Source organism: Burkholderia sp. BKH01 (assembly GCF_025685725.1).
Classification (GTDB): Bacteria; Pseudomonadota; Gammaproteobacteria; order Burkholderiales; family Burkholderiaceae; genus Burkholderia; species Burkholderia pyrrocinia_C.
Genome location: NZ_JAOTQT010000027.1, coordinates 20,610 through 43,704 on the forward strand (window position 1 = coordinate 20,610; position 23,095 = coordinate 43,704).

At 68.5% G+C, this 23,095-nt stretch carries 20 protein-coding genes and 1 other RNA gene; 7 read left to right on the forward strand and 14 right to left on the reverse strand.

What is annotated here, in order from left to right; translation table 11 throughout:
• Nucleotides 1-3: 3 nt before the first annotated feature.
• From OEJ37_RS28700 to OEJ37_RS28720, 5 genes are all read right to left on the reverse strand, one after another.
• Nucleotides 4-1,029 carry an adenosine deaminase gene (locus tag OEJ37_RS28700; protein WP_175948487.1) on the reverse strand — a complete coding sequence of 342 codons (1,026 nt, stop codon included), beginning with the start codon at nt 1,027-1,029 and terminating at the stop codon, nt 4-6.
• Between the two features lie 18 nt (nt 1,030-1,047).
• Entirely contained in the window at nt 1,048-2,052 is a 1,005-nt protein-coding gene (gene xdhC / locus OEJ37_RS28705) for a xanthine dehydrogenase accessory protein XdhC (protein ID WP_263347823.1), read from the reverse strand.
• A gap of 630 nt (nt 2,053-2,682) precedes the next feature.
• Nucleotides 2,683-3,195 (reverse strand): disulfide bond formation protein B, encoded by a 513-nt coding sequence (locus OEJ37_RS28710; RefSeq protein ID WP_152855443.1) that lies wholly within the window; start codon nt 3,193-3,195, stop codon nt 2,683-2,685.
• A 138-nt stretch (nt 3,196-3,333) separates the two neighbouring features.
• The gene (locus OEJ37_RS28715; RefSeq protein WP_263347825.1) at nt 3,334-4,710 is read right to left on the reverse strand and encodes an amidase; all 1,377 of its coding nucleotides are present in this window, start codon (nt 4,708-4,710) and stop codon (nt 3,334-3,336) included.
• A gap of 7 nt (nt 4,711-4,717) precedes the next feature.
• Entirely contained in the window at nt 4,718-5,398 is a 681-nt protein-coding gene (locus OEJ37_RS28720; RefSeq protein WP_175918934.1) for a GntR family transcriptional regulator, read from the reverse strand.
• 279 nt (nt 5,399-5,677) lie between these two features.
• Here OEJ37_RS28720 and OEJ37_RS28725 point away from each other — a divergent pair, with 279 nt between their 5' ends.
• Together OEJ37_RS28725 and OEJ37_RS28730 are read left to right on the forward strand one after the other, a co-directional pair.
• Nucleotides 5,678-6,862 carry a gamma-glutamyl-gamma-aminobutyrate hydrolase family protein gene (locus OEJ37_RS28725; protein ID WP_175918933.1) on the forward strand — a complete coding sequence of 395 codons (1,185 nt, stop codon included), beginning with the start codon at nt 5,678-5,680 and terminating at the stop codon, nt 6,860-6,862.
• 115 nt (nt 6,863-6,977) lie between these two features.
• Nucleotides 6,978-7,667: a DUF2968 domain-containing protein gene (locus tag OEJ37_RS28730; protein WP_263347830.1), complete on the forward strand. Its 690-nt coding sequence runs from the start codon at nt 6,978-6,980 to the stop codon at nt 7,665-7,667.
• Nucleotides 7,668-7,746: 79 nt separating this feature from the next.
• Here OEJ37_RS28730 and OEJ37_RS28735 read toward each other — a convergent pair whose 3' ends face one another.
• Both OEJ37_RS28735 and OEJ37_RS28740 read right to left on the reverse strand, forming a co-directional pair.
• Nucleotides 7,747-8,457 (reverse strand): hypothetical protein, encoded by a 711-nt coding sequence (locus tag OEJ37_RS28735; protein ID WP_263347832.1) that lies wholly within the window; start codon nt 8,455-8,457, stop codon nt 7,747-7,749.
• Between the two features lie 452 nt (nt 8,458-8,909).
• Nucleotides 8,910-9,056 (reverse strand): hypothetical protein, encoded by a 147-nt coding sequence (locus OEJ37_RS28740; protein WP_175945770.1) that lies wholly within the window; start codon nt 9,054-9,056, stop codon nt 8,910-8,912.
• On the opposite strand from OEJ37_RS28740, the gene OEJ37_RS28745 reads away from it, so the two are divergent.
• Nucleotides 9,055-10,350: an MFS transporter gene (locus OEJ37_RS28745; RefSeq protein WP_152855437.1), complete on the forward strand. Its 1,296-nt coding sequence runs from the start codon at nt 9,055-9,057 to the stop codon at nt 10,348-10,350. The two genes, OEJ37_RS28740 and OEJ37_RS28745, sit on opposite strands and share 2 nt — an antisense overlap.
• A gap of 83 nt (nt 10,351-10,433) precedes the next feature.
• On the opposite strand, the gene OEJ37_RS28750 is transcribed toward OEJ37_RS28745, so the two are convergent.
• Nucleotides 10,434-12,272: a tetratricopeptide repeat protein gene (locus OEJ37_RS28750; protein ID WP_411859295.1), complete on the reverse strand. Its 1,839-nt coding sequence runs from the start codon at nt 12,270-12,272 to the stop codon at nt 10,434-10,436.
• Between the two features lie 139 nt (nt 12,273-12,411).
• Here OEJ37_RS28750 and OEJ37_RS28755 point away from each other — a divergent pair, with 139 nt between their 5' ends.
• The gene (locus tag OEJ37_RS28755; protein WP_263347837.1) at nt 12,412-14,058 is read left to right on the forward strand and encodes an FAD-dependent monooxygenase; all 1,647 of its coding nucleotides are present in this window, start codon (nt 12,412-12,414) and stop codon (nt 14,056-14,058) included.
• 8 nt (nt 14,059-14,066) lie between these two features.
• On the opposite strand, the gene OEJ37_RS28760 is transcribed toward OEJ37_RS28755, so the two are convergent.
• The 4 genes from OEJ37_RS28760 to OEJ37_RS28775 are packed head-to-tail and all read right to left on the reverse strand — an operon-like array spanning nt 14,067 to nt 19,369.
• Nucleotides 14,067-14,318, reverse strand: coding sequence for a formate dehydrogenase subunit delta (locus OEJ37_RS28760; protein ID WP_152855434.1), 252 nt, complete (start codon nt 14,316-14,318; stop codon nt 14,067-14,069).
• Between the two features lie 7 nt (nt 14,319-14,325).
• On the reverse strand, nt 14,326-17,277 hold the full coding sequence (gene fdhF, locus OEJ37_RS28765) for a formate dehydrogenase subunit alpha (protein ID WP_263347840.1): 2,952 nt from the start codon (nt 17,275-17,277) through the stop codon (nt 14,326-14,328).
• A 17-nt stretch (nt 17,278-17,294) separates the two neighbouring features.
• Nucleotides 17,295-18,872 carry a formate dehydrogenase beta subunit gene (locus OEJ37_RS28770; RefSeq protein ID WP_263347844.1) on the reverse strand — a complete coding sequence of 526 codons (1,578 nt, stop codon included), beginning with the start codon at nt 18,870-18,872 and terminating at the stop codon, nt 17,295-17,297.
• Nucleotides 18,869-19,369, reverse strand: coding sequence for an NAD(P)H-dependent oxidoreductase subunit E (locus tag OEJ37_RS28775; RefSeq protein ID WP_174417757.1), 501 nt, complete (start codon nt 19,367-19,369; stop codon nt 18,869-18,871). Before OEJ37_RS28775 ends, OEJ37_RS28770 begins: the two co-directional genes overlap by 4 nt.
• Before the next feature lie 131 nt (nt 19,370-19,500).
• Here OEJ37_RS28775 and OEJ37_RS28780 point away from each other — a divergent pair, with 131 nt between their 5' ends.
• The 3 genes from OEJ37_RS28780 (at nt 19,501) to OEJ37_RS28790 (ending at nt 21,708) form a co-directional block, all read left to right on the forward strand.
• Nucleotides 19,501-20,607, forward strand: coding sequence for a substrate-binding domain-containing protein (locus tag OEJ37_RS28780; RefSeq protein WP_174417756.1), 1,107 nt, complete (start codon nt 19,501-19,503; stop codon nt 20,605-20,607).
• Nucleotides 20,608-20,708: 101 nt separating this feature from the next.
• Nucleotides 20,709-20,978: a hypothetical protein gene (locus tag OEJ37_RS28785; protein ID WP_174417814.1), complete on the forward strand. Its 270-nt coding sequence runs from the start codon at nt 20,709-20,711 to the stop codon at nt 20,976-20,978.
• 376 nt (nt 20,979-21,354) lie between these two features.
• Nucleotides 21,355-21,708 (forward strand): DUF4148 domain-containing protein, encoded by a 354-nt coding sequence (locus tag OEJ37_RS28790; protein WP_034183020.1) that lies wholly within the window; start codon nt 21,355-21,357, stop codon nt 21,706-21,708.
• Nucleotides 21,709-21,982: 274 nt separating this feature from the next.
• Here OEJ37_RS28790 and ssrA read toward each other — a convergent pair.
• Nucleotides 21,983-22,352: a transfer-messenger RNA gene (ssrA, locus tag OEJ37_RS28795) on the reverse strand.
• Between the two features lie 17 nt (nt 22,353-22,369).
• Nucleotides 22,370-23,086: a phosphoglycolate phosphatase gene (gene gph, locus OEJ37_RS28800; protein ID WP_152855427.1), complete on the reverse strand. Its 717-nt coding sequence runs from the start codon at nt 23,084-23,086 to the stop codon at nt 22,370-22,372.
• Between the last annotated feature and the right edge of the window lie 9 nt (nt 23,087-23,095).

Here is a 23,095-nt window from a genome sequence, read left to right on the forward strand (position 1 = left end):
CCGTCACGCGGCCTGCCAGTACGCGTCGAGGCGCGCGATCAGTGCGTCGCGCTGCGCCGGGTCGACGAACGACGCCTCGAAGCCGTTGCGGATCACCGCCTGGACTTCGGCATCCGTGAGCTGCAGCCCCGCGACCGTCGCGAAGTAGTTTTCATTGACGTAGCCGCCGAAATAGGCCGGATCGTCCGAGTTGATCGTCACCGCGACACCGCGGTCGAGCAGTGCCTTCAGCGTGTGTTTCGCCATGTCGTCGATCACGCACAGCTTCAGGTTCGACAGCGGGCAGACGGTGAGCGCCGTGCGCGTGCGCGCGAGGCGCTCGACGAGCGCCGCGTCCTCGATGCTGCGCACGCCGTGGTCGATCCGGTCGACCTTCAGCACGTCGAGCGCTTCGTAGATGTAGGCCGGCGGGCCTTCCTCGCCCGCGTGCGCGACGAGCTTCAGCCCGAGCGCGCGCGCTTTTTCGAACACGCGCGCGAACTTCGTTGGCGGATGGCCGAGCTCGGACGAGTCGAGGCCCACGCCGATCAGGCGATGGCGATAGCGCTCGAACAGCGGCAATGCGGATTCGAACGTCGCGAGCGCGTCCTCTTCGGGCAGGTGGCGCAGGAAGCACAGAATCAGCTTGCTCGACAGCCCGCGCTGCTCGGCATCGGCGAGTGCGCGCTCGATGCCCGCGACGACCGTCTCGATCGGCACGCCGCGTTCGGTATGCGTCTGCGGGTCGAAGAACAGTTCGGTGTGTACGACGTTGTCGGCGAGCGCGCGTTCGCAGTACGCGGCCGTCATGTCGTGGAAATCCTGCTCGGTCAGCAGCACGCTCGCGCCTGCGTAATAGATGTCGAGGAACGACTGCAGGTCGGTGAACGCGTACGCGGCGCGCAGCGCGTCGATCGAGTCGTACGCGAGCTTCACGCCGTTGCGCTGCGCGAGCGCGAAAATCAGTTCGGGCTCGAGCGAGCCTTCGATATGGATGTGCAGCTCCGCTTTCGGCGCACGGGCAATCTTGTCCTTGAATGTCGGGGTCATGGCGTCGTTCTTGGTCGGTTAGTAGGTAGGGGAAGCCTGCGCGTTCGCGTTCGCCTCGACGGCCTGCAGCAATTGCGCGGCCACCGAGATCGCGATCACTTCGGGGGCCTTGTCGATGATGCCTTCGACACCGATCGGGCAGCGCATCCGCGCGACCTGGGCCGGGTCGATGCCGATGGCAGCGAGGCGATGATCGAACTGCACGCGTTTCGCGTGCGAGCCGGTCATCCCGAAGTACGCATAGTCGCCGCGCCGCAGGATGCGCTCGGCCAGCACGAAATCGAGTGCGTGGTCGTGCGTCATCACGACGAAGTAGGACTGCGGCGGCGCCGTGTCGACGGCGTCCGCCGGCGCGGCGGCCGCCTCGATCGCGAGATTGCCGATGCCGGCGAGCACGTCGTCCGGCGGGAACACCGCATCGGGCCCGTCGATCCAGCGCACCTGGCACGGCAGCGTCGCCAGCACCTTCACGAGCGCGGTGCCGATGTGCCCGGCGCCGAACAGCACGACGGGGAACGCATGCGGCGCGATCGTTTCGGTCATCAGCGACACGCCACCGGTTTCCCACAGCAGGCAGTCGGCGCGCGCGGCTTCCGATTCGGGCTCGCTCAACAGCGGCGCGCTCGGCGAGGGGCCGAATGATACGCTCCGCACGGTCGCGGCGCCGGCCGCGACGCGCTTCGCGAGCGACATGATCCAGCCGAGATCGCCGACGTCGAGCCGCTCGAACGCGAGCACGACTGCGCCGCCGCAGCACTGGCCGAGGCTCGGGCCGAGCGCGAGCCGCTCGAGCCTGCGCGCGTGGGGCACGTGCGCGCCGTCCTTCAGCAGATGCCGCGCGATCTCGATCGCCTTCCATTCCAGATGACCGCCGCCGATCGTATGGCGGGCCATGTCGCGCGTGACGAGCATCTTGGTGCCGGCTTCGCGCGGCGCGGAGCCGTCGGTGTGCGCGACCGTCACGAGCACGGCCGCTTCGCCGTGCGCGAGCAGTTGCTGCAGATCGCCGAGCCAGGCTTCCATCAGCACGCTCCGTTCGGGACGATGCAGCACGACACGCGGCGCGGGCTGGCGGGCGCGGCGGCAGCGAGGATGGACGGGAGCGGGGCAGACTGGCCGCACGGCCGACGCAGTGCGGCGGCAGCGCGCTGAACGCGCGTGCGAACGGCGGCGGCGCCGGACACGCGGACGCCATGAGGGAGACGGATGCGGATGGTTTGCGTTGTCATGATGAATCCATTCGACATTGCGGATCGGGCGCGCGTTACGCAGTGGGCGGTGAGACCGCCTGGCCTCGCGCACGTAGATCGCCATCCAGTCAGGAAGATAGCACCGCAAGGCGACGGGAACATTGCCGGGCGGTGATCCGGGCTATCAGGAGGCGATCATGTCGATCATAGGCCCGTCGCGCGGCATCGGGGCGCCGATGCGTGCACGTCGGGCCGAAACGCAGGCGCGGCGGGGCGCGGGCGCCGCAGTCGCGCGACGCGCGTTCACCCGGAAATCCGGGCGGCGGCGGGGTAGGGGTTTACGTGTGGCCGGCCAGGTGCGGCTTGCGAAAGCGTCCGGCAGGGCCGGGCGACGACGGACCGGCGCGCGTGGCCCGACTGATCGGGCCGCGCGCGCAGGGCGCCGCCATTGCGGCCGGCCGGGTCAGGCCGCGAGCTTGCGGCGATGGCGCCAGAGGCTCGCGACGACCGCAATCAGGATCACGGCGAAGCCGATCAGAGCCCAGCCGGGCAGCAGGATGCCGAGGATCGGCGGGTAGACGGTTTCGCACAGCCCGGCGACCTTGAACATGCCGGGGAACCACTGTGCGGGCGGCAGGCTGTCGACGATCGGCTGCAGCGTGTCGAAGCCGCAGCTGAAGCCCGGATTCATCTGGATCGACAGGTGCCGCGCGGCCGTGCCGACGCCGCCGGCCGCGGCGATCGCGATCAGCAGCTCGAGCACCCAGATGCCGCGCCAGTTGCGGATCCCGGCGGCCAGGAACGCGAAGATCCCGATCGCGGCGAAGAAGTAGCGCTGGATGATGCACAGCGGGCACGGATCCTCGTTCTTCACGTACTGCAGGTACAGCGCACCGGCCAGCAGGGCGATGCACACCCATCCGAGCAGCATCAGCAGGCGGCGTTCGCGGCGTAGCGCAAGCGTGTAGTCGTTCATGTCGGCGGGGTTCCTCGTGGGTCGGTCCAGAAAACAATCGCGCGATTTTAGCGCGAACGGTCTGGCACGAAACTGACAGCGCGCGTGCGGCACCCTGCCGCACCGCGCGCATCGCCCGCCGTCGATCGGCTGGCGCGGTCAGCGGATCGTGTTCAGCACGGCTTCGACCGCCTGGCCGATCGCGAGCAGCGCGTCGTCGCGATGCGGCGCCGCCGCGAGCATCAGGCCGACCGGCGCCGCATCGCGCGGATGGCACGGCAGCGACAACGCGCACGCGTCGAGGAAGTTGAATGCGCTCGGGTTGCGCAGGATCAGCGCATTGGTGCGCGTGAACGCGGCGTCGTCCGCTTCGAGTTCCGCGATGCGCGGCGGCACGACCGGCACCGTCGGCGCGACGAGCGCATCGAAGCGCGACCAGACCGTGTGCGCGGCTTCGTCGAGCATCGCGACGCGCGCGGCGAGCAGGTCGAGATAGTCGGCCGCGCTCGCGGGTTCGCCCTTCAGGATCCGCGTCAGCACGCGCGGGTCGTACCGGTCGCGGTGCTGCGCGAGCAGCGGGCGATGCCATGCGTATGCCTCGATCGGCGAGAAGCCGAAGCGGTTGATGTCGGGCAGCCGGTCGAGCGCGGAGAAGCGCACTTCCGTGACGATCGCGCCGGCGGCTTCGAGATGCTTGAGCGCGGCGTCGAGCGCGGCCGCGACGTCGGCATCGACGCCATCCGTCACGTAGTTCGTCAGCACGCCGAGCCGCACGCCTTCGAGCGGCCGCGCGGCCGGCACGTGCGGCTCGAGGCCCGCGAGCATCCGGTCGACGAGCGCGCAGCAGGCGACCGTCAGGCCGATCGGGCCGAACGAGTCGAGCGTCGTCGACAGCGGCACGCCGCCTTGCGTCGGGATCCGGCTCGCGGTCGGCTTGAAGCCCGTCAGCCCGCACAGGGCGGCAGGAATGCGGATCGAGCCGCCCGTGTCGGTGCCGAGTGCGACGGCGGCCATCCCGTCGGCGACGGACGCGGCCGCGCCCGACGACGAGCCGCCGGAAATCCGGGCATCGCCCGGCACGTCGCGGTGGTACGGCGAGCGCGGATTGCCGTAGTGCGGATTCAGCCCGAGCCCGGAGAACGCGAACTCGCTCATGTTCGTGCGGCCGACCAGCACGGCGCCCGCGCGCTTGAGCCGCGCGACGGCGACCGCATCGGTGCGCGCTGCCGGCGCGCCGTCGAGCACGCGCGAACCCGCGCGCGTCACCTGGCCCGCGACGTCGAACAGGTCCTTGACCGACACGGGAATGCCCGCGAGCGGCGACAGCACGGTGCCCGCGGCGCGCAGCCGGTCGTGCGCGTCGGCGGCCGCGCGCGCATTGTCGGCAGCGACTTCGGTGAAGACGACGGCACCCTGGCCCGCCGGATCGGCGATCCGGTCGAGCGCGGTGTCGACGAGCGCGCGGCTCGTGGTCCGCCCGGCGGCGAGGTCGGCGGCGAGCTGGGCGAGCGGGGGGAAAGGCGTGAACGTGGTCATGGGCGGCTCAGGGGCGAAGATGTTGAAGAAGCGTGGAGCGGAACGAATCGATATGGCCTTCGACGGCCGCGCGCGCGCCGGCGGCGTCGCGCGCGGACAGCCGTTCGAACAGTTCGCGATGCTCGTGCTGGACGTCGGCGAGATGGTGAGGCTCGGACAGCGTGACGAACCAGAAGCGCAGCGAGCGCTCGTGCAGCGCGCGCAGGATCTCGGTGAGGACCGCGTTGCGCGCGGCCGCGGCGATCGCCTGATGAAACGCGCGGTCGAGTTCCATCATGCCTTCGACGTCGTGCGTGTCGACGCAGGCCTGCCCGTCGTCGAGCAGCGCGGCCATGCGCGCGAGATCGTCGGGCGTCGCATGGCGCGCGGCGAGTTCGGCGCAGTGCGCTTCGTTGATGCGCCGTACGTCGATCACCGCGACGATGTCGTCGAGCGACAGCGGCTGCACCATCAGCCCCTTGCGCGGCATCACGGACAGCAGCCCTTCGAGCACGAGCCGGTGCACGGCCTGGTGCACCGGTGTGCGGCCGATCCCCGTGCGCGCGACGAGGTCGGCTTCGTTGAGCGCGGCGCCCGGCTTCAGGCGCATCGTGATGATGTCGCGCTGGATCAGCGCGTAGGCGCGGTCGGCGAGGCTGATCGCCGACGCGGCGGGCCGGTCGCGGGTGATGTCGGTCAGGGTATTCATACGGGTTGCGGCGCGGCGGCCGGACGGGGCGCGATCATGGCGCGGGCGATAGGGAAGTGTGGGCGATGCGTGGATATTATTGTGATATATCACGGGTGTCCAGTGCACGGGCGACGTAGTGGCGCCGCCGGCACGCGCACGCGGGCGCTCCCCGGCGCGGTCTGCCACCGACTTGCAACAATATCGACAGGATGTTGCAGGTTTACCGCGCGATCGTGCACTGAAGCATAATGAATCCTCGTTTATCCATACGCGTGAGCGACGTACCAGACCATCGTCATGAGCGAAAACACGCTTTCCCCGGCCGGTCTGCCCGGCACCTCTTCCGCTTCTTCCGATTCTCCCCGTCCCGATCCGGCGAAAACGCCCGGTGCGCCGGTCGCGCAGGCCGCCGCGCAAAACGTCGCCGTGGACGGCGCGTCGCCGGTCACGGCCGCATCCGAGCCCGGTGCGCCGGGCGCGACGGGTGCCGCCGGCGATGGTGCCGCCGCGCCGCCGAAGCCCGGCTCGCCGCCGCCCGGGTTCGGCGCGCCGCCGGATTTCGATACGCCGCGGCCGCCGCCCGCGAGCACGCAGAATGCGCCGCCGGCCTACCTGAAGCAGAGCGACACGCCGTGGTCGGTGTTCGGCCGGATCATCGCCGCGCGTGCGCGTCGGCTGTTCGACCGCGCGGGCCAGCGCATCACGCAGCGCACGCTGCGCATCGGCGTGTCGGCGCGGATCTTCCATCCGGAACCGGGCGCGAAGGGGCTGCGGGGCAAGACGCTGCAGTATCTGGAGGAATCGATCGCACACTGGGTGATGTCGCGCGACGTGCTCGTGTTCATGATTCCGACCGTCGGCCATCAGGGCATGATTCACCCGAGCAACATCCGCCTGCGCGACTACGCGAAGCACCTCGACGGCCTGCTGCTGCAAGGCGGCGCCGACGTGTCGCCGCAAACCTACGCGGCGTCGGACGCCCGCCCCGAATGGCCGGGCGACCGCGTGCGCGACATGTACGAGCTCGAGCTGCTGCACGAGTTCGTCGAGTCCGGCAAACCCGTCCTCGGTGTCTGTCGCGGCTGCCAGTTGATCAACGTCGCGTTCGGCGGCTCGCTGTACCAGGACATCGCCACCGATGTACCGACCGCGAATGCGCATGTGAGCGAGCATTACGACCAGCATCGCCACGCCATCCGCTTCCCCGACTCGTCGACGCTCGCGAGCATGTTCCCCGGGCGCAGCGAAGCGATCGTCAACTCGATCCACCATCAGGCGATCCGCGATCTCGGCCGCGATCTGAACATCGAGGCCGTGTCGGCCGGCGACGGGATCATCGAGGGCATCCGCCATCGGCGTTCGCCGTTCGTCGTCGGCGTGCAATGGCACCCCGAGTTCCATCGCGCGGGCGGCTCGGAGCTGCTCGACTGCACGCCGCTGCTCGATGCTTTCCTGCGCGCCGCGCGCGAAACCCGTCTGTAGCAAGCCACATTCTTCGTATCGCACGAGGGCCGGCCGCATCCCGATAAATTCGAGATGCGGCCGTTTCGTTTTGAACGATAATCGCGAGTCCCGATTCGTTCGCCGGAGTCTGACGTTGGCTTTCCGAAATTTTTCCCCTGCACGATGCGCAACGTGGATCGTTGCACTGGCCGCCTGCGCTCAAGTGGGTGCGGCCTGGTCCGCCGACGCGACCGCGCCGGTCGCCGGTACGCGTCCGGCGGTCACGAGCCTGAGCGGCGATGCGGCGCCGGCGGCATCCGCGTCGGACGCCAGCGCGCAAGGCAACGTCGCCGAGCTGACGCAGATGCTGCACGACAGCCGGATCGTCGAGATGCGCACGACGTACAACGGCAGCTACGGCGCGAGCCTGATGTTCGATCCGCGCGAGATGACGTACTACGTCGCGTTGTTCCAGGACAAGCATCTGTGGCGCGTGATCCGGTCGCAGGAGAAGAGTCGCGCGGAGATGGTGTATGCGAACTTCGTCCAGCAGACCGTGCAACTCGCGGATATCGAGATCCGCCGTACCGAGCTGCAAGCGCAGAAGGCGTTCCTCGAACGCGTGATCGCGCTGCAGGCGAATCGCGCGCAGCAGTTGCAGGCCGATCTGAGCGTCGCGCGCAGCCAGCAGGCCGAAGTCGCGCAGCGGCAGAAGTCGGCCCAGGAGCAGGCGCAGGCGCTGCAGGTCGAGAAGCGGGCCGCGCAGATGCAGTTGCGCGATCTGCAGGAGCAGGTGCGGCAACTCGAGAAGCAGACCGAGACGGGGCTGCCCTCGCACAAATAACGATTCGTCAGACGGACGGCGCGAGAGACGAGCGAAACCCGGCGAAGCGATCTTCGCCGGGTTTTTTATTGGGCGACCGTCAGCGTGCGAACGCGTCCGGTATGTCGGTCACGCGGCGGTGGGACAGTTGCGACGTCCAGTCGAAGCCGGCGGCGGGCGCAGGCGCCGGACGGGCAGGCTGCGCGCCGCGCAGCGCGTTTGCCGTTGCGATCAGCGTGAGCGGATCGTCGAGCGTGTCGCGCGCATCGTGTGTGTCCGTTGCGTGCGGCGGCGGGGCGAGCCGATCGCGTGTGGGGGCGTTGGCTGCATCGCTCAGGGCTGGCGGACGTGCAGCCAGCCGCGGCACGGTCGGTGACCGGTGCGGTGCTGCCGTCGTGCGCGAGCCGTTTGTTTGGCGCGGCGATGCAGTGGCGGCGCGCTGCACGTCGGACGTCGCCCCCGGTTGAGGCGACGCCGGACGAGGCGCGGCGTGGTGCGTGGCCGGTGGTGATTCTGCAGTGTTCGCGACAGGTGTCGCCACCGTGCCCTGTGGTGAAGTGTTTGTCGACGTACCGGACTGAACCGCGGCAATCCGCACGGTGTCGGTCGATGACGTGGTGTGGTCCGGCGCAACGTCGGCGATCTGGATCGTGTGTGCAGGCCCGAAGCCCGTAGGCGGTTCGTGCGCGGCGATCAGCCAGCCGATGATGCCGAACGCGCCGATGCTCCAGCAGATTGCGTACATCGCACGCCGGTCGCGAGAGCGTCTGACGGTGCGTCGGATGCGCGTGCCGGCAACGGCAGCCGGCACGACCGGCGCGCCTGCCGAAATCGGCATCGATGCCGCGACGGGCCGTGGCTGCCAGCGGCACGCGCGGTGCGGCCGGTCGACGTCGATGCAGGACGTCGTCAGCGTGGCGAGGCAGTGCTTGCCGGGCCTCGCACCGGGCGCGCCGCGAAAGGTCCATTCGCGACCGAACGGCGGTACGTGATCGAGCGGGGCGACGCGAGGGCGGGCGAGCGCGCCTTCGACGGGGACAAGGGACGATGGGGTCATGAGGGCGGTGCGCCGTGCGACACAGGTAACCATGCCGGCCGCGGCGCGGGAATCTCGTCGCAAATCGTGACATTGTGGTCAGCCGGCGAGAACTGGTCGATCAGATCAATCTGATTTTCGCGTCCGTTTCGGGGCGACTCGTACGAGTCGAATGCCGCAGCGACGGCAGCAGGGCATCACAAGGCAAATGTCGGCCTGGCGTGGCATCATTCGCGGACCATGCCGGTGCGCGCGTCGTCGTGCGGCGCGCCGCCGGCGGGCAGCGATGCCCGTGTGCGCCGGCCCGGCGCCGCGAGCGTCGTCGGATTCATGCGGCGCGGATTCGCGCCATCCGAGCTGAGCGAGAAAAACATGTCCACAGCGTCACACGCCATCGCGCAGGAATCGAAATTCCGCACCGTATTCCGGGTCGTCAGCGGCAACTTCCTGGAAATGTACGATTTCATGGTCTACGGGTATTACGCGTCGGCCATCGCGAAAACCTACTTCCCGAGCGGCAACGCATTCGCGTCTCTGATGCTGTCGCTGTCAGTGTTCGGCGCGGGCTTCCTGATGCGGCCGGTCGGCGCGATCGTGCTCGGCGCGTACATCGACCATCACGGCCGCCGCAAGGGGCTGATCCTGACGCTCGGGCTGATGGCGCTCGGCACGCTCACGGTGGCGTCGATACCCGGCTACGCGACGATCGGCGTGCTCGCGCCGGTGCTCGTGCTGCTCGGCCGGCTGCTGCAGGGTTTCTCGGCGGGCGTCGAACTCGGCGGCGTGTCGGTCTACCTGTCGGAGATCGCGACGAAGGGCCACAAGGGGTTCTATACGTCGTGGCAGTCGGGCAGCCAGCAGGTGGCCGTCGTGTTCGCCGCGTTCGTCGGCGTGCTGCTGAACCGCGCGCTGCCGGCCGAGGAGATGACCGCATGGGGCTGGCGCATTCCGTTCCTGATCGGCTGCCTGATCGTGCCGTTCCTGTTCCTGATCCGTCGTTCGCTGAAGGAAACGGACGAGTTCCTCGCGAAGCGCCACCGCCCGTCGATGGGCGAGATCATGCGCTCGATGCTCGACAACTGGGGCATCGTGGTTGCCGGCATGGGGATGGTGATCATGACGACGGTGTCGTTCTACATGATCACCGCGTACACGCCGACGTTCGGCAAGGAAGTGCTGCACCTGTCGTCGCTCGACGCCCTCGTCGTGACCGTCTGCGTCGGCATCTCCAACCTCGTGTGGCTGCCGCTGTCCGGCGCGCTGTCCGACCGTATCGGCCGCCGCCCGGTGCTGATCGCATTCACGGTGCTGACGCTGCTGTCGGCTTACCCGGCCGTGCTGTGGCTCGTCGGCGATCCGTCGTTCCTGCGGCTGCTCGCGGTCGAGCTGTGGCTGTCGTTCCTGTACGCGTCGTACAACGGCGCGATGGTCGTCGCGCTGACCGAAGTGATGCCGGCCGACGTGCGCACGGCCGGCTTCTCGCTTGCGTACAGCCTGGCGACGACGATCGGCGGCTTCACGCCGGCAATCTCGACGCTGCTGATCCACCAGACGGGCAACAAGGCGGCGCCGGGGCTATGGCTGAGCGTGGCCGCAATTTGCGGGCTGATCGCGACGCTCGTGCTGTACCGCACGCCCGACGCGCGCAATCAGTACAAGGCGGCCTGACAGGCGCCCGCACATCGCGCGGCGCCGGCCGCATGCATCGCATTGAAAAAGGGAGCGCGCTGCGCTCCCTTTTTTGTCTGCGCTCAGGCTTCGCGCAGCTTGCCGGCAACCGCGGCCGTCACGTCGAGCCATGCTCCCGGTGCGGGCTGGCGGGCGATCCTGGCCTGCGGATACCACGGGCAGTCGTCGCCGGTGAACCAGCGCCAGTCGGGTGCGAACGGCAACATGACCCACAGCGGTTTGCCGAGTGCGCCCGCGAGGTGCGCGACTGCCGTATCGATCGTGACGACGCCATCGAGCCGCTCGATCAGCGCGGCCGTATCGGCGAAGTCGTTCAGCCGGCCGTCGAGGCGATGCACGCGCGGATGCGCGTCGACGCGCGCACGTTCGTCTTCGTCGAGCGCGGGCTGCAGCACGATCCAGTCGATGTCCGGTAGCGCGAGCAGCGGCGCGAGCGCGTCGAACGGCATCGAGCGGTTTTCCTGCGCCTGCCGGCGCCCCGACCACGCGAGGCCGAACTTGCGTTTCGATTGCCCGCCGAGCGAGCCGCGAAAGCGCCGGCGAGCGCCGTCGGGCGCGTCAAGGTAGCGCGAGCCGCCGACGATGTCCGCCGGCTGAAGCCCGAGCAGGAACGGCAGACTCATCAGCGTGCAGGCGACGTCTGCTTCCGGTGGCCTTGCGGCGCCCTGCGCGACGAGCGTCAAGCGCCAGCGCGATGCGGCCGGCGCCAGCAGCGGGACGAGTTCCGGCTGGACTTCGAGCACGACGTGCGCGCAGCGTGCGCGGGCAAGCGGCACGAAGCGGACGAACTGCAGCGTGTCGCCGAACCCCTGTTCCGCGCGGATCAGCAGCGTGCGCGACGCAATCGGCTCGCCCTGCCAGCGCGGCAGCGTGCCGAGCGGTATCGCGCCCGGCGTTTCGTGGCGCGCTTCGTACGCAGGCAGGCCGCGCGTGAAGTCGCCGAGCGTCAGCAGCGTGACTGCTCGATGCAGCCGCGCGAGCGTGAGATCGGGTTCGACGCGCAACGCCTGGTCGAATGCGCGCAGCGCCATCTCGTGCGCGCAGAGCGCGTGGTGCGCGTTGCCGAGGTTCAGCCACGCCAGGCTGAACGACGGATCGAGACCGACGGCGCGCTCGTAGTAGGGCAGCGCGTCGCGGTGACGCGCCTGCGCGCACAGTGCGTTCGCGAGCCCGAACAGCGCAAGCGGAAACGGCGGATGCAGCGCGAGCGCGGCTTCGAACGAGGCGGCCGCCTCGGCATGCCGGCCGACCGCATCGAACGTATTGCCGAGATTGAAATGCGCGGCGACGAAGCGTGGCTGCGCGGCGATCGCGGCCTGGAAGTGCGCGATCGCGTCGTCGGCGCGGCCCATCGCGTTCAGTGCCATTGCGAGGTTGTTGTGCGCGCCCGCATGCCCGGGCCGCAGCTCGAGTGCGCGCCGGAACGCGGCGAGCGCGTCGTCGTGGTGGCCGAGCGCGTTCAGCGCGTTGCCGAGATTGTTGTGGATCGATGCGTCGTCGGGTGTGAGCCGGAGCGCGCGGCCGAACGCGTCGATCGCATCCTCGTGGCGCTGCAGCGCCGCATACGCGTTGCCGAGGTTGTAGTGCGCGAGCGGAAATTCGGGCGCGAGCGTCAGCGCATTGCGAAAGCGGTCGATCGCATCGTCGAGCCGGCCGAGCGCCTTCAGCGCGTTGCCGAGATTGAGCTGCAGCGCGGCATCGTCCGGACGCAGCGCGACGGCGCGGCCGACGAGATCGGCCGCCTCGGCGTGCTGGCCCTGCTGGTGCCGCAGCACGCCGAACAGATGCAGCGCGTCTGTGTCGGCGGGGTTGGTGGCGAGCGCAGCGCGATAGCCTTGCTCAGCCTCGGCGAGGCGGCCCGCGCGGTGTGCTGCATACGCTCGGTCGAATGCGGAATCCATGACGCGAAAACTGGCGGAAAGCGCGTATTTTCCCACACCGCGCATGGGTGTCGCGCTTCGGCCGGTCGGCATATGGCCCCGTGACGCGCAGCGGCGTAGACTTGCAGGGTCGCGTGTCATCGATGTCATCGAGGTTCTCATGGCTGGCACACTGCTCGATATCCCGCCCGTGCTGATCGTCGGCGCGGGGCCGACCGGCCTTGCTGCGGCGATGAGCCTCGCGCGGGCCCGCGTGCCGGTGCGCATCATCGACCGTCTCGCCGCGCCCGCGCCGCATTCGCGCGCGATCGGCATCCAGGCACGCACGCTCGAACTGCTGGAGCAGCATCGCGCGGTCGAGCCGTTTCTCGCGCTCGGCCATCGCGCGCATGCGGCCGCGCTGCATGCCGACGGCCGCGTGATCGCGCGGCTCGACTTCGATCCGCTGCAAACGCGCTACCCGTATCTGCTGTTTCTCGACCAGAGCATTACCGAGCGGCTGCTCGCCGAGCACCTGGCCGGGCTCGGCGTGACGGTCGAGCGCGGCGCGACGCTGACCGCGTGCGATGCAGGCGGCACGTCGCTCGACGTGACGATCCGCTGCGCCGACGGTCGCGACGAATCGTTCGCGCCGTCGTACCTGATCGCCGCCGACGGCGCGCACAGCACGGTCAGGCATCTGCTCGGCCTGGGCTTCACCGGGCAGGCGTTCGAACAGACTTTCCTGCTCGCCGATTTCGCGGCGATACCCGACTGGCCGGACGAAGAGATCCACCTGTTCACGACGCCCGAAGGCATGGCGGGCCTGTTTCCGATGGGCGGCGGCCGTTACCGGCTCGTCGCCGACCGGCCGCCCGGCAGCGATGCGTCGCCCTATGCGCCGACCCCGTCGCTCGCGGACTGCGAGGCGATCGTGCGCGCACGCGTCGGCGCGTCGATTGCACCGAGCGATCTCGCGTGGTCGTCCTATTTCCACCTGCACAGCCGGATGGTCGACCGGCTGCGTCACGGCCGCGTGTTTTTCGCGGGCGACGCCGCGCACGTCCACAGCCCGGCCGGCGCGCAGGGCATGAACACCGGCATCCAGGAAGCGTTCAATCTGGGCTGGAAGCTTGCGCGCGTGCTCGGTGCGGGCACGCCCGAACGGCTGCTCGACACGTATCACGCCGAGCGTCATCCGATCGAGCGCGACGTGTTGCGGCAGACAGGTTTCATTACGCAGATCGTCGAGGCGGATCGCGGCGCGATGAAGCTGTTGCGCGATCATGTCGTGCCGCTGCTGGTGTCGTTCGGGCCGATGCGCGACGCGGTGCGACGTACGGTCAGCGAGCTCGGCGTGCAGTACCGGAAGAGTCCGCTCACGCTGGAGCGCGTGCTCGACGGCGGCCCGCGCGCGGGCGAGCGGGCACCCGACGCACTCGTGCACGTACTCGACGGCCCGCTCGGTCAGGCGCCGGGAACGGCGCGGCTATACGATCTGCACGATCCGGCGAGCTTCACGCTGCTGTTGCTGGAAGAACCGGCGAATGCCGACACCGGCGCTGCGCCGCCGATGGCGGCCGATGCGCAGGCGCTCGTGCAGGGGCTCGAACGGATCATGCCGGGCGCGGTGCGCGTGTGGCGGATGACCGATGCCGAAGGCGACGGTGCCGCCGGGCTGGCACAGGAGTACGGCCGTTCGCGGCCGTCGTTCTATCTGTTGCGGCCCGACGGGTATGTCGCCGCGCGCGGGCGCACGATGACCGACGCGAACGCGCTGCTGCGCCACTGCGAAAACTGGTTCGCGGGCATGTCGGTGTCCGGGTAGCAGCGTCGTCAGGCGGTCGCCGCGGCAGGAACGAGCGACGCGCGGTGCGCGGCGATCGCGTCGCGCACGATCGGTGCCGCGCGTTGCGCGCCTTCGCCCGACGGATCGTCGAGCGCGGCGAGCAATGCGCGGCGCATCCGCGGCTCCCAGAAGCGCCGGATATGTTCGGCGATGCCGGTCAGCGCTTCGTCGCGATCGGGCATCGATTCGAAGAATGCGCCGATCTGGTTGGCCATGTCGATCAGGTGGTCGTTGTCCATCGCAGCCTCACTTGCCTGTCGTCACGGTGTCGGGCGTGCTCGCGCGGCGCTCGAGCAGGTCGATCTGCTCCGCGTTGAAGCGCGCGTATGCGCGCTGCCATTCGGACGGCTGCGCAACCGGCAGCACCTGCACGGCCGTCACCTTGTATTCAGGGCAGTTCGTCGCCCAGTCGGAGCTTTCCGTCGTGATCACGTTCGCGCCCGATTCGGGGAAGTGGAACGTCGTGTACACGACGCCCGGCTGCATGCGTTCCGTCACGAGCGCGCGCAGCACCGTCTGCCCGGCACGCGATTCGATGCCGACCCAGTCGCCGGCCCGGATGCCGCGATCCTGCGCGTCGTGCGGATGGATTTCGAGGCGATCCTCTTCATGCCACCGGACGTTTTCGGTCCGGCGCGTCTGCGCGCCGACGTTGTATTGCGACAGGATGCGGCCCGTCGTCAGGATCAGCGGATAGCGCTGCGTGACCTTTTCCGGCGTCGGAATGAACTTGGTGATCACGAACCGGCCCTTGCCGCGCACGAACTCGTCTATGTGCATCGTCGGCGTGCCTTCCGGCGCGTGCTCGTTGCATGGCCACTGGATGCTGCCGAGCGCGTCGAGCTTCGCGTACGACACGCCCGAGAAGGTCGGCGTGAGCCGCGCGATCTCGTCCATGATTTCCGACGGGTGCGTGTAGTGCATGTCGTAACCGAGCGCCTGCGACAGCAGCAGCGTCACTTCCCAGTCCGCGTAGCCCGCGAGCGGCGGCATCACCTTGCGCACGCGCGAGATGCGGCGCTCCGCGTTCGTGAACGTGCCGTCCTTCTCGAGGAACGTCGAGCCCGGCAGCAGCACGTGCGCATATTTCGCGGTCTCGTTCAGGAAGATGTCCTGTACGACGATACATTCCATCGCCGACAGCGCGGCCGCGACGTGCTGCGTGTTCGGGTCGGACTGGACGATGTCCTCGCCCTGGCAGTAGAGCCCCTTGAAACTGCCGTCGAGCGCCGCGTCGAACATGTTCGGGATGCGCAGCCCCGGTTCCGGCTGCAGCTTGGCCGACCACGCCTGTTCGAACTGCGCGCGCACGATCTCGTCACTGATGTGCCGGTAGCCGGGCAGTTCGTGCGGGAACGAGCCCATGTCGCACGAACCCTGCACGTTGTTCTGGCCGCGCAGCGGATTGACGCCGACGCCTTCGCGGCCGATGTTGCCGGTTGCCATCGCGAGGTTCGCGATGCCCATCACCGTCGTCGAGCCCTGCGCGTGTTCGGTCACGCCCAGCCCGTAATAGATCGCGGCATTGCCGCCCGTTGCGTACAGGCGCGCGGCGGCGCGTACCAGCTCGGCCGGCACACCCGTCACGTCGGCGGTTGCCTCGGGCGAATTGTCGTCGCGCGACACGAAGTCGCGCCATTGCTCGAACGCGCGCGTCTCGCAGCGCTCGGCGACGAATGCGTCGGCAACAAGCCCTTCGGTGACGATCACGTGCGCGAGCGCGTTGACGATCGCGACGTTGGTGCCGGGGCGCAGTTGCAGGTGATGCGTGGCCTTCACGTGCGGGCCGTCGACGACATCGATGCGGCGCGGGTCGATCACGATCAGCTTCGCGCCTTCGCGAACGCGCCGCTTCAGCCGCGAGCCGAACACCGGGTGCCCGTCGGTCGGGTTCGCACCCATCACGACGATCACGTCGGCCTGGTCGACCGATGCGAACGTCTGCGTGCCGGCCGATTCGCCGAGCGTCGTCTTGAGGCCATAGCCGGTCGGCGAATGGCACACGCGCGCGCAGGTATCGACGTTGTTGTTGCCGAACGCGGCACGCACGAGCTTCTGCACGAGGTAGGTTTCCTCGTTCGTGCAGCGCGACGACGTGATGCCGCCGATCGAATCGCGGCCGTACTTCTGCTGCAGCTTGCGGAATTGCGTCGCCGCGTAGGTGAGCGCTTCGTCCCAGCTCACTTCGCGCCACGGGTCGGTGATCTTCTCGCGGATCATCGGCTTCGTGATGCGGTCCTTGTGCGTCGCGTAGCCCCACGCGAAGCGTCCCTTCACGCACGCGTGGCCCTCGTTGGCGAGGCCGTTCTTGTTCGGCGTCATGCGCACGACCTGCGTGCCCTTCATCTCGGCCTTGAACGAGCAGCCGACGCCGCAGTACGCGCAGGTCGTGACGACCGAGTGTTCGGCCTGCCCGAGCTGCACGACGGATTTTTCCTGCAGCGTGGCCGTCGGGCATGCGGCGACGCAGGCGCCGCACGACACGCATTCCGATGCCATGAACGATTCGCTTTCGCCCGCGGCGACGCGCGATTCGAAGCCGCGCGCGGCGATCGTCAGCGCGAACGTACCCTGGGTTTCCTCGCACGCGCGCACGCAGCGGTTGCAGACGATGCACTTCGACGGGTCGTACGTGAAGTACGGGTTCGATTCGTCCTTGCGGTCGTTGAGGTGATTCGCGCCATCGAAGCCGTAGCGCACTTCGCGCAGCCCGACGACGCCCGCCATGTCCTGCAGCTCGCAGTCGCCGTTGGCGGGGCAGGTGAGGCAGTCGAGCGGATGGTCGGAGATGTACAGTTCCATCACGTTGCGGCGCAGCGACTGCAGCCGGTCCGACTGCGTGCGCACCTTCATGCCCGCTTCGGCCGGCGTCGTGCACGACGCAGGATAACCGCGCCGGCCTTCGATCTCGACGAGGCACAGCCGGCACGAGCCGAACGGCTCGAGCGAATCGGTCGCGCAGAGCTTCGGGACGTTGACGCCGGCTTCGATCGCCGCGCGCATCACCGACGTGCCGGCCGGTACCGTCACCGGCTGGCCGTCGATTTCGAGCGTGACGTCGGTATCGGCATGGCGTTGCGGCGTGCCGTAGTCGGTATCGTCGAACGGGTCGCGGGCGCGCGCCTGTGCGGCGCTCTTGCACGCGCATTGGCCTGAGCCGCAGCCGCCTTGGCGGACGTTGTTCGTGTCGAGGGACATGCAGGGCTCCTTCTGGGTCAGGCCGCAGCCTTGACCGGGCTCGACGCGGCATCCTTGCCGCCAGCGAGCCCGAAATCTTCGGGGAAATGGTCGAGCGCGGACAGCACCGGGTAAGGCGTCATCCCGCCCATCGCGCACAGCGAACCGGCCAGCATCGTGTCGCACAGGTCGCGCAGCAGTGTGACCTGCCGCTCCGACGTGTCGCCGTGGCGGATGCGCGCGATCGTCTCGACGCCGCGCGTCGAACCGATCCGGCACGGCGTGCATTTGCCGCACGATTCGATCGCGCAGAACTTCATCGCATATTCGGCAAGCTCGGCGAGGTTCGACGTGTCGTCGTGCAGCACGATGCCGCCGTGGCCGACCACCGCGCCGATCGCCGTGTACGCCTCGTAGTCGAGCGGCACGTCCCACTGATGGTCGGGCAGGTAGGTGCCGAGCGGACCGCCGACCTGCGCGGCGCGTGCGGGCCGGCCGCTTGCCGTGCCGCCGCCGAAGTCGAACAGCAGCTCGCGCAGCGTGACGCCGAACGCGAGTTCGACGATGCCGCCGTGACGGATGTTGCCGGCCAGCTGGAACGGCAGCGTGCCGCGCGAGCGGCCCATTCCGAAATCGCGGTAGAACGCGGCGCCGCGCGCGAAGATCACGGGCGCCGTCGCGAGCGTGATCACGTTGTTGATCACGGTCGGCTGGCCGAACAGGCCGGCGAGCGCGGGCAGCGGCGGCTTCGCGCGCACGACGCCGCGCTTGCCCTCGAGCGATTCGAGCAGCGCCGTTTCCTCGCCGCACACGTACGAGCCCGCGCCTTTCGCGACGTGCAGCTCGAACGCGTGCGCGGAGCCGAGCACGCGTTCGCCGAGCCAGCCGGCTTCGCGCGCGCGGACGATCGCGGCTTCGAGCGTCGCGATCGCGTGCGGGTATTCGCTGCGCACGTAGATGTAGCCGAGCGTCGCGCCCGTCGCGATGCCGGCGATGATCATCCCTTCGATCAGGCAGTACGGATCGCATTCCATGATCAGGCGGTCGGAGAACGTGCCCGAATCGCCTTCGTCCGCGTTACAGACGATGTACTTCTGCGCGGCGCTCGCTTGCCGGACCGTGCGCCACTTGATGCCGGCCGGGAATGCCGCACCGCCGCGGCCGCGCAGCCCCGATTCGATCAGCGTTTCGCACGCGGCGTCGCCGTCGAGCGCGAGCGCGTTCTTCAGGCCGGCCAGGCCTTCATGCTGCAGGTAGTCGTCGATCGACAGCGGATCGGTCAGGCCGATGCGCGCGAACGTGAGGCGCTGCTGGCGCGCGAGATAGGGCAGCGCGTCGACGACGCCGACGCCGCTCGGATGCGCACCGCCTTCGAGCCAGTTTGCATCGAACAGGGCCGGCACGTCGGCGGCCGACAGGTTCGCATAGCCGACGCGACCGGCGGCCGTGCCGACCTCGACGAGCGGCTCGAGCCACAGCAGCCCGCGCGAGCCGTTGCGGACCAGTTCGATCGCGACGCCGCGCCGTTCGGCTTCCGCGACGATCGCGGCGGCGAGCGCGTCGGCGCCGAGGGCCAGCGCGGACGAATCGCGCGGGACATAGATGCGGGTCGTCATGCGGCCTCCGGCGTGTGGGCGACGGCATCGGCCAGCAGCGCGTCGAATTTCTCCGGCGTGACCTTTGCATGCAGCACGCCGTTGACCGTCAGCGACGGCGACTGTGCGCACAATCCGAGACAGTAGACCGATTCGAGCGCGACGGCGCCTGGCGCGTGCGCATCCGCGGCATCGCCATGCGCAGCGTCGAACCGGCAGCCCGTGCGGGCTTCAGCGTGCGCGGCGAGTGTTTCGCAGCCCATGCTGCGGCACGCTTCGGCGCGGCACATCTGGATCGTCACGCGGGCGGGCGGTGCCGTGCGGAAGTGGTGATAGTAGGTCAGTACGCCGTGCACTTCCGCACGCGACAGGTTCAGCGCCCTGGCGAGCGGCGCGACGCAGCCCGGCGGCACGTAGCCCGCGTCGTCCTGGATCGCATGCAGGATCGCGACCAGCGATCGGCCGGTGCGCGCATGGCGCTCGACGAGCGCGTCGGGCGCGTGGGAATTCGGGGACATCGGTTATGCTCCTCCAAAGTCTCATATGCTCTCACTATTCATATAGTGTGCATCGCGACTTCGTTCAGATTGATTTTCATCAACGATAAGCGGAACATTTCGCAGTCGCAATAGGAAATCGGAGTACATAATTGGTTCGAATCGAATGCGACGCGTATCTGACCGTACGCGACACGGAAGGTCGCACGGCCAGCTTGTCGGACGTCGCGCCCTTGCTGGAACTCGTGGCCGATACGGGCAGCATTGCGCAGGCTGCCCAGGCAAAAGGGCTGTCGTACCGGCACGCGTGGGGCATGCTGCGCGCGCTGGAAGCGTGCATCGGCGGGGAGTTGATCGAAACCGCGCGCGGTAAGGGATCGACGCTGTCGGCGCTCGGGCAGGCGGTCGTCGACGCGCAGCGCCTTGCGCGCAGCCGCCTCGACGGGAACCTGCGTGCGCTCGCGGCCGAGGTGGCCAGCGACCTGAACCGGCGGCTCGAGCAGCGCGACGGCGTCTTGCGTATCCATGCGTCGCACGGTTACGCGGTCGCGACGCTCGTGTCCGCGCTCGTCGATACGCAGGCGGCCGTCGACATCAAGTATCGCGAGAGCGTCGAGGCCGTGCAGGCGCTCGCACGCGGCGAATGCGACCTGGCTGGTTTCCATCTGCCGCGCGGCGCGTTTCGCGCTCAGTGCGCGCAGATCTATCGGCCGTGGCTCGACGACACGCGCCACGTGCTGATTCACCTGACGCGCCGCCAGCAGGGGCTGTTCGTGTCTCGCGGCAACCCGAAGCAGGTCCGCGGGCTCGCGGACCTCGCGCGCAATGACATCCGCTTCGTCAATCGGCAACCGGGGTCGGGTACGCGCATGCTGCTGGATCTCGCGCTGCGTGCGATCGGTATCGATCCCGAGCGCATCGACGGTTATGCGTCGGCCGAGCTCACGCATTCGGCGATTGCCGCGTTCGTCGCGAGCGGGATGGCCGATCTCGGCTTCGGCGTCGAGCCGGCCGCCCGTCATTTCGGGCTCGATTTCATCCCGGTTGTCGACGAGGACTATTACTTCGCGTGCGAACGCGCGCGGCTCGACGCGCGGCCGCTCACCGGCGTGCTGACGCTGCTGCGCGATGCACGCTTCGTCGAGCGCGTCGCACATCTCGACGGCTACGATCCGGCCGCGTGCGGGACGCTGACGAGCATCGCGTCGGGGCTGGCCGGCAGCGACGGCGCGAGCGCGCCGGACGGCAATTCCCGGTAACGGGGACGCGATCGAAGCGCGCTGCAGCAGCGGGGGATTTGCGCTACGCTTGCCGCTTGATCAACGTTCCAACAAGCACGCCGTTCAGGCGTCATCCCGCCATGAAATTTTCCGTTTCCCTCGCCGCGGCAGCGTTGACCGCGGGGCTTCTGGTTGCTGCTTCGCCGTTTGCGTTCGCGCAGAATTCCCCGGGCGTGCCCGGCGGCATCCTGAGCGAACAGTTTCGCCTGAACGAGCATCCGCAGATGCCGTTCGCGGCATCGGCGCCGTCGCAGAAATACCAGGGCAGCAAGAAATCGGCATTGCGTCGCAAGGGCGACCTGGGCGACCCGAACGGCTGCAACCTGAAGTGCCCGATGGATACTCAGTAACGCCTGGGCAGGCGTGTTTGCGCCGTCGTCGTGCGGCACCGATTCGGCAGGCGGGTGGTGATGTGCACACGCATCGGCTTGACCGTCTGACCGGCGCGAATGCACGAATCCCGTGCAATACCATTCGAGCCCCGCGAAGCGTTGTCGCTTCGCGGGGCTCGTGCTTTCAGGCGAGTCGTCATGCGGCGCGATGCCGGATGAAGCAGCGTTCGCGAATCTCTGGCCCGGCAGGTGATCTAGGGTTAACCCGTAAATCAGGAAGGATGTCTTCCAGAAACCTGCCTTATTCTTAAGCATCCGCCTACATAAACTTCGGTTTGTCGGCGCTGAACAAGGTGTTCATCGCGAAAACAGACAAATCTGGAGGTAGGTCATCATGAAGTCGCTCGTTCAAGCTGTTGTCGTTGCCGCCGCTCTCGTTGCTCCGGTCGTGTCGTTTGCCCAGTCGGGTTCGACGATCACCCGCGCGCAGGTCCGTGCCGAGCTGGTTCAGCTCCAGCAGGCCGGTTACAACTCCGCTCGCGGCGAAGATCCGCACTATCCGGAAGCAGTCCAGGCCGCAACGGCGCGTGTTGCGGAACAGCAGCGCAGCGCACTGGCGCAAGCACAAGGCGCTGACGCCAGCGGGTACGGCGCGCAGGCACAGGGCGCATCGGCATCGGGTTCGCATGCAATGGGCGTGCGTCCGGCCAGCGCTGAAGAAATGAAGTCGCTGTATCGCGGCAGCTAAGTCGCGCATTGCCCGGTGTGCTTTAGCGCAGGGTGCGACGACAAGTCGCGGCCTAGGCAGGGCAACCGGGCTGGCCGCTGCCCGGCACGACCGATGATTGTGCGGGCGCGGCAGAACATCCGTCACCTCCTGTCGCCGGAACACCGGCGGCATTCCGCCTGGCCCATCCGTGGCTGGGCGCTTTTTCGGAAGGAGAGCGGCGTGAGCGTTTCGCCGGCAACAAAAAACCCCGCAGACTTGCGTCATGCGGGGTTCGTGCGGCGAGCGCGGAATTTGGTGGAGGCGGCGGGAATCGAACCCGCGTCCAGAAGCGCTCCACGACTAGTTCTACATGTTTAGTTCAGTCATTTGATTTAACCGCAGCGACGCGGACGAACACGCTGCACTACGGCGATTCGCTAGTTTTTCGACCCTGGCGTCGCGACGCCGACAGGGCTTAACTGACGTAAATGACCTCTGGCGGTATTGCTACCGGTCTTGCGACACTAGCCCGTCAGTGAACTAGGCAGAGGACGGCGGCCGTTAGGCTGCCAGTGCGAACGTATCGTCGTTTGCAGTTACGATTTTCCCATTGATTAACGAGGTGACGGGTCCTCGACATGCCCTAGCCGCTTCACAACCCCTGTCGAAACCAGGTCGCCCCCGCGGATCAGATCGATCATTATAGCCCAACATCGCGCAGCAGTTCGCGCAGTTCTTGCGTCGTGTCGACGAGATGCTGGGCCTGCCAGTCGGCCGGCGCGGCGCCGTCGCCGCAGTAGCCGTACGCGGCCGCGACCGTCGCCATGCCGGCGGCGCTGCCGGCCTGAATGTCGCGCAGATCGTCGCCAACGTAGACGATGCGCGCCGGCGCCAGCGTCAACTGGTCGGCCGCGTGCAGCAGCGGAGCAGGGTGCGGCTTCGAGTGCGGCGTTGTGTCGCCCCCTACGACGCAGGCCGCGCGCGGTGCAAGGCCGAGCAGGTCGACGAGCGGCGCCGTGAGCCGCATCGCCTTGTTCGTGACGATGCCCCAGCGCACGCCGCGCGCATCGAGTTCGTCGAGCACGTCGCCGATGCCGGGGAACAGCGTCGTTTGCACGCAGATATCCGTCGCGTAGTTGGCCAGGAACTCGTCGCGCATCGCTTCGTAGCCGGACGTGCGCGGATCGATGCCGAATGCACCGCCGAGCAGGCCGCGCGCGCCGGCCGAGGCCAGCGGCCGCAGCACGTCGAGCGGCGTTTCGGGCAGGCCGCGCGCGCGCTGCATCTTGTTGACTGCAGCCGCGAGATCGGGTGCCGTGTCGGCAAGCGTGCCGTCCAGGTCGAACAGCACGGCATCGCAGTGCAGCAGGCGCGGTTCGTCGAGTGCGGCTCGCGCGGTCGAAAGGGGAGTCGTCATGCCGGTCGG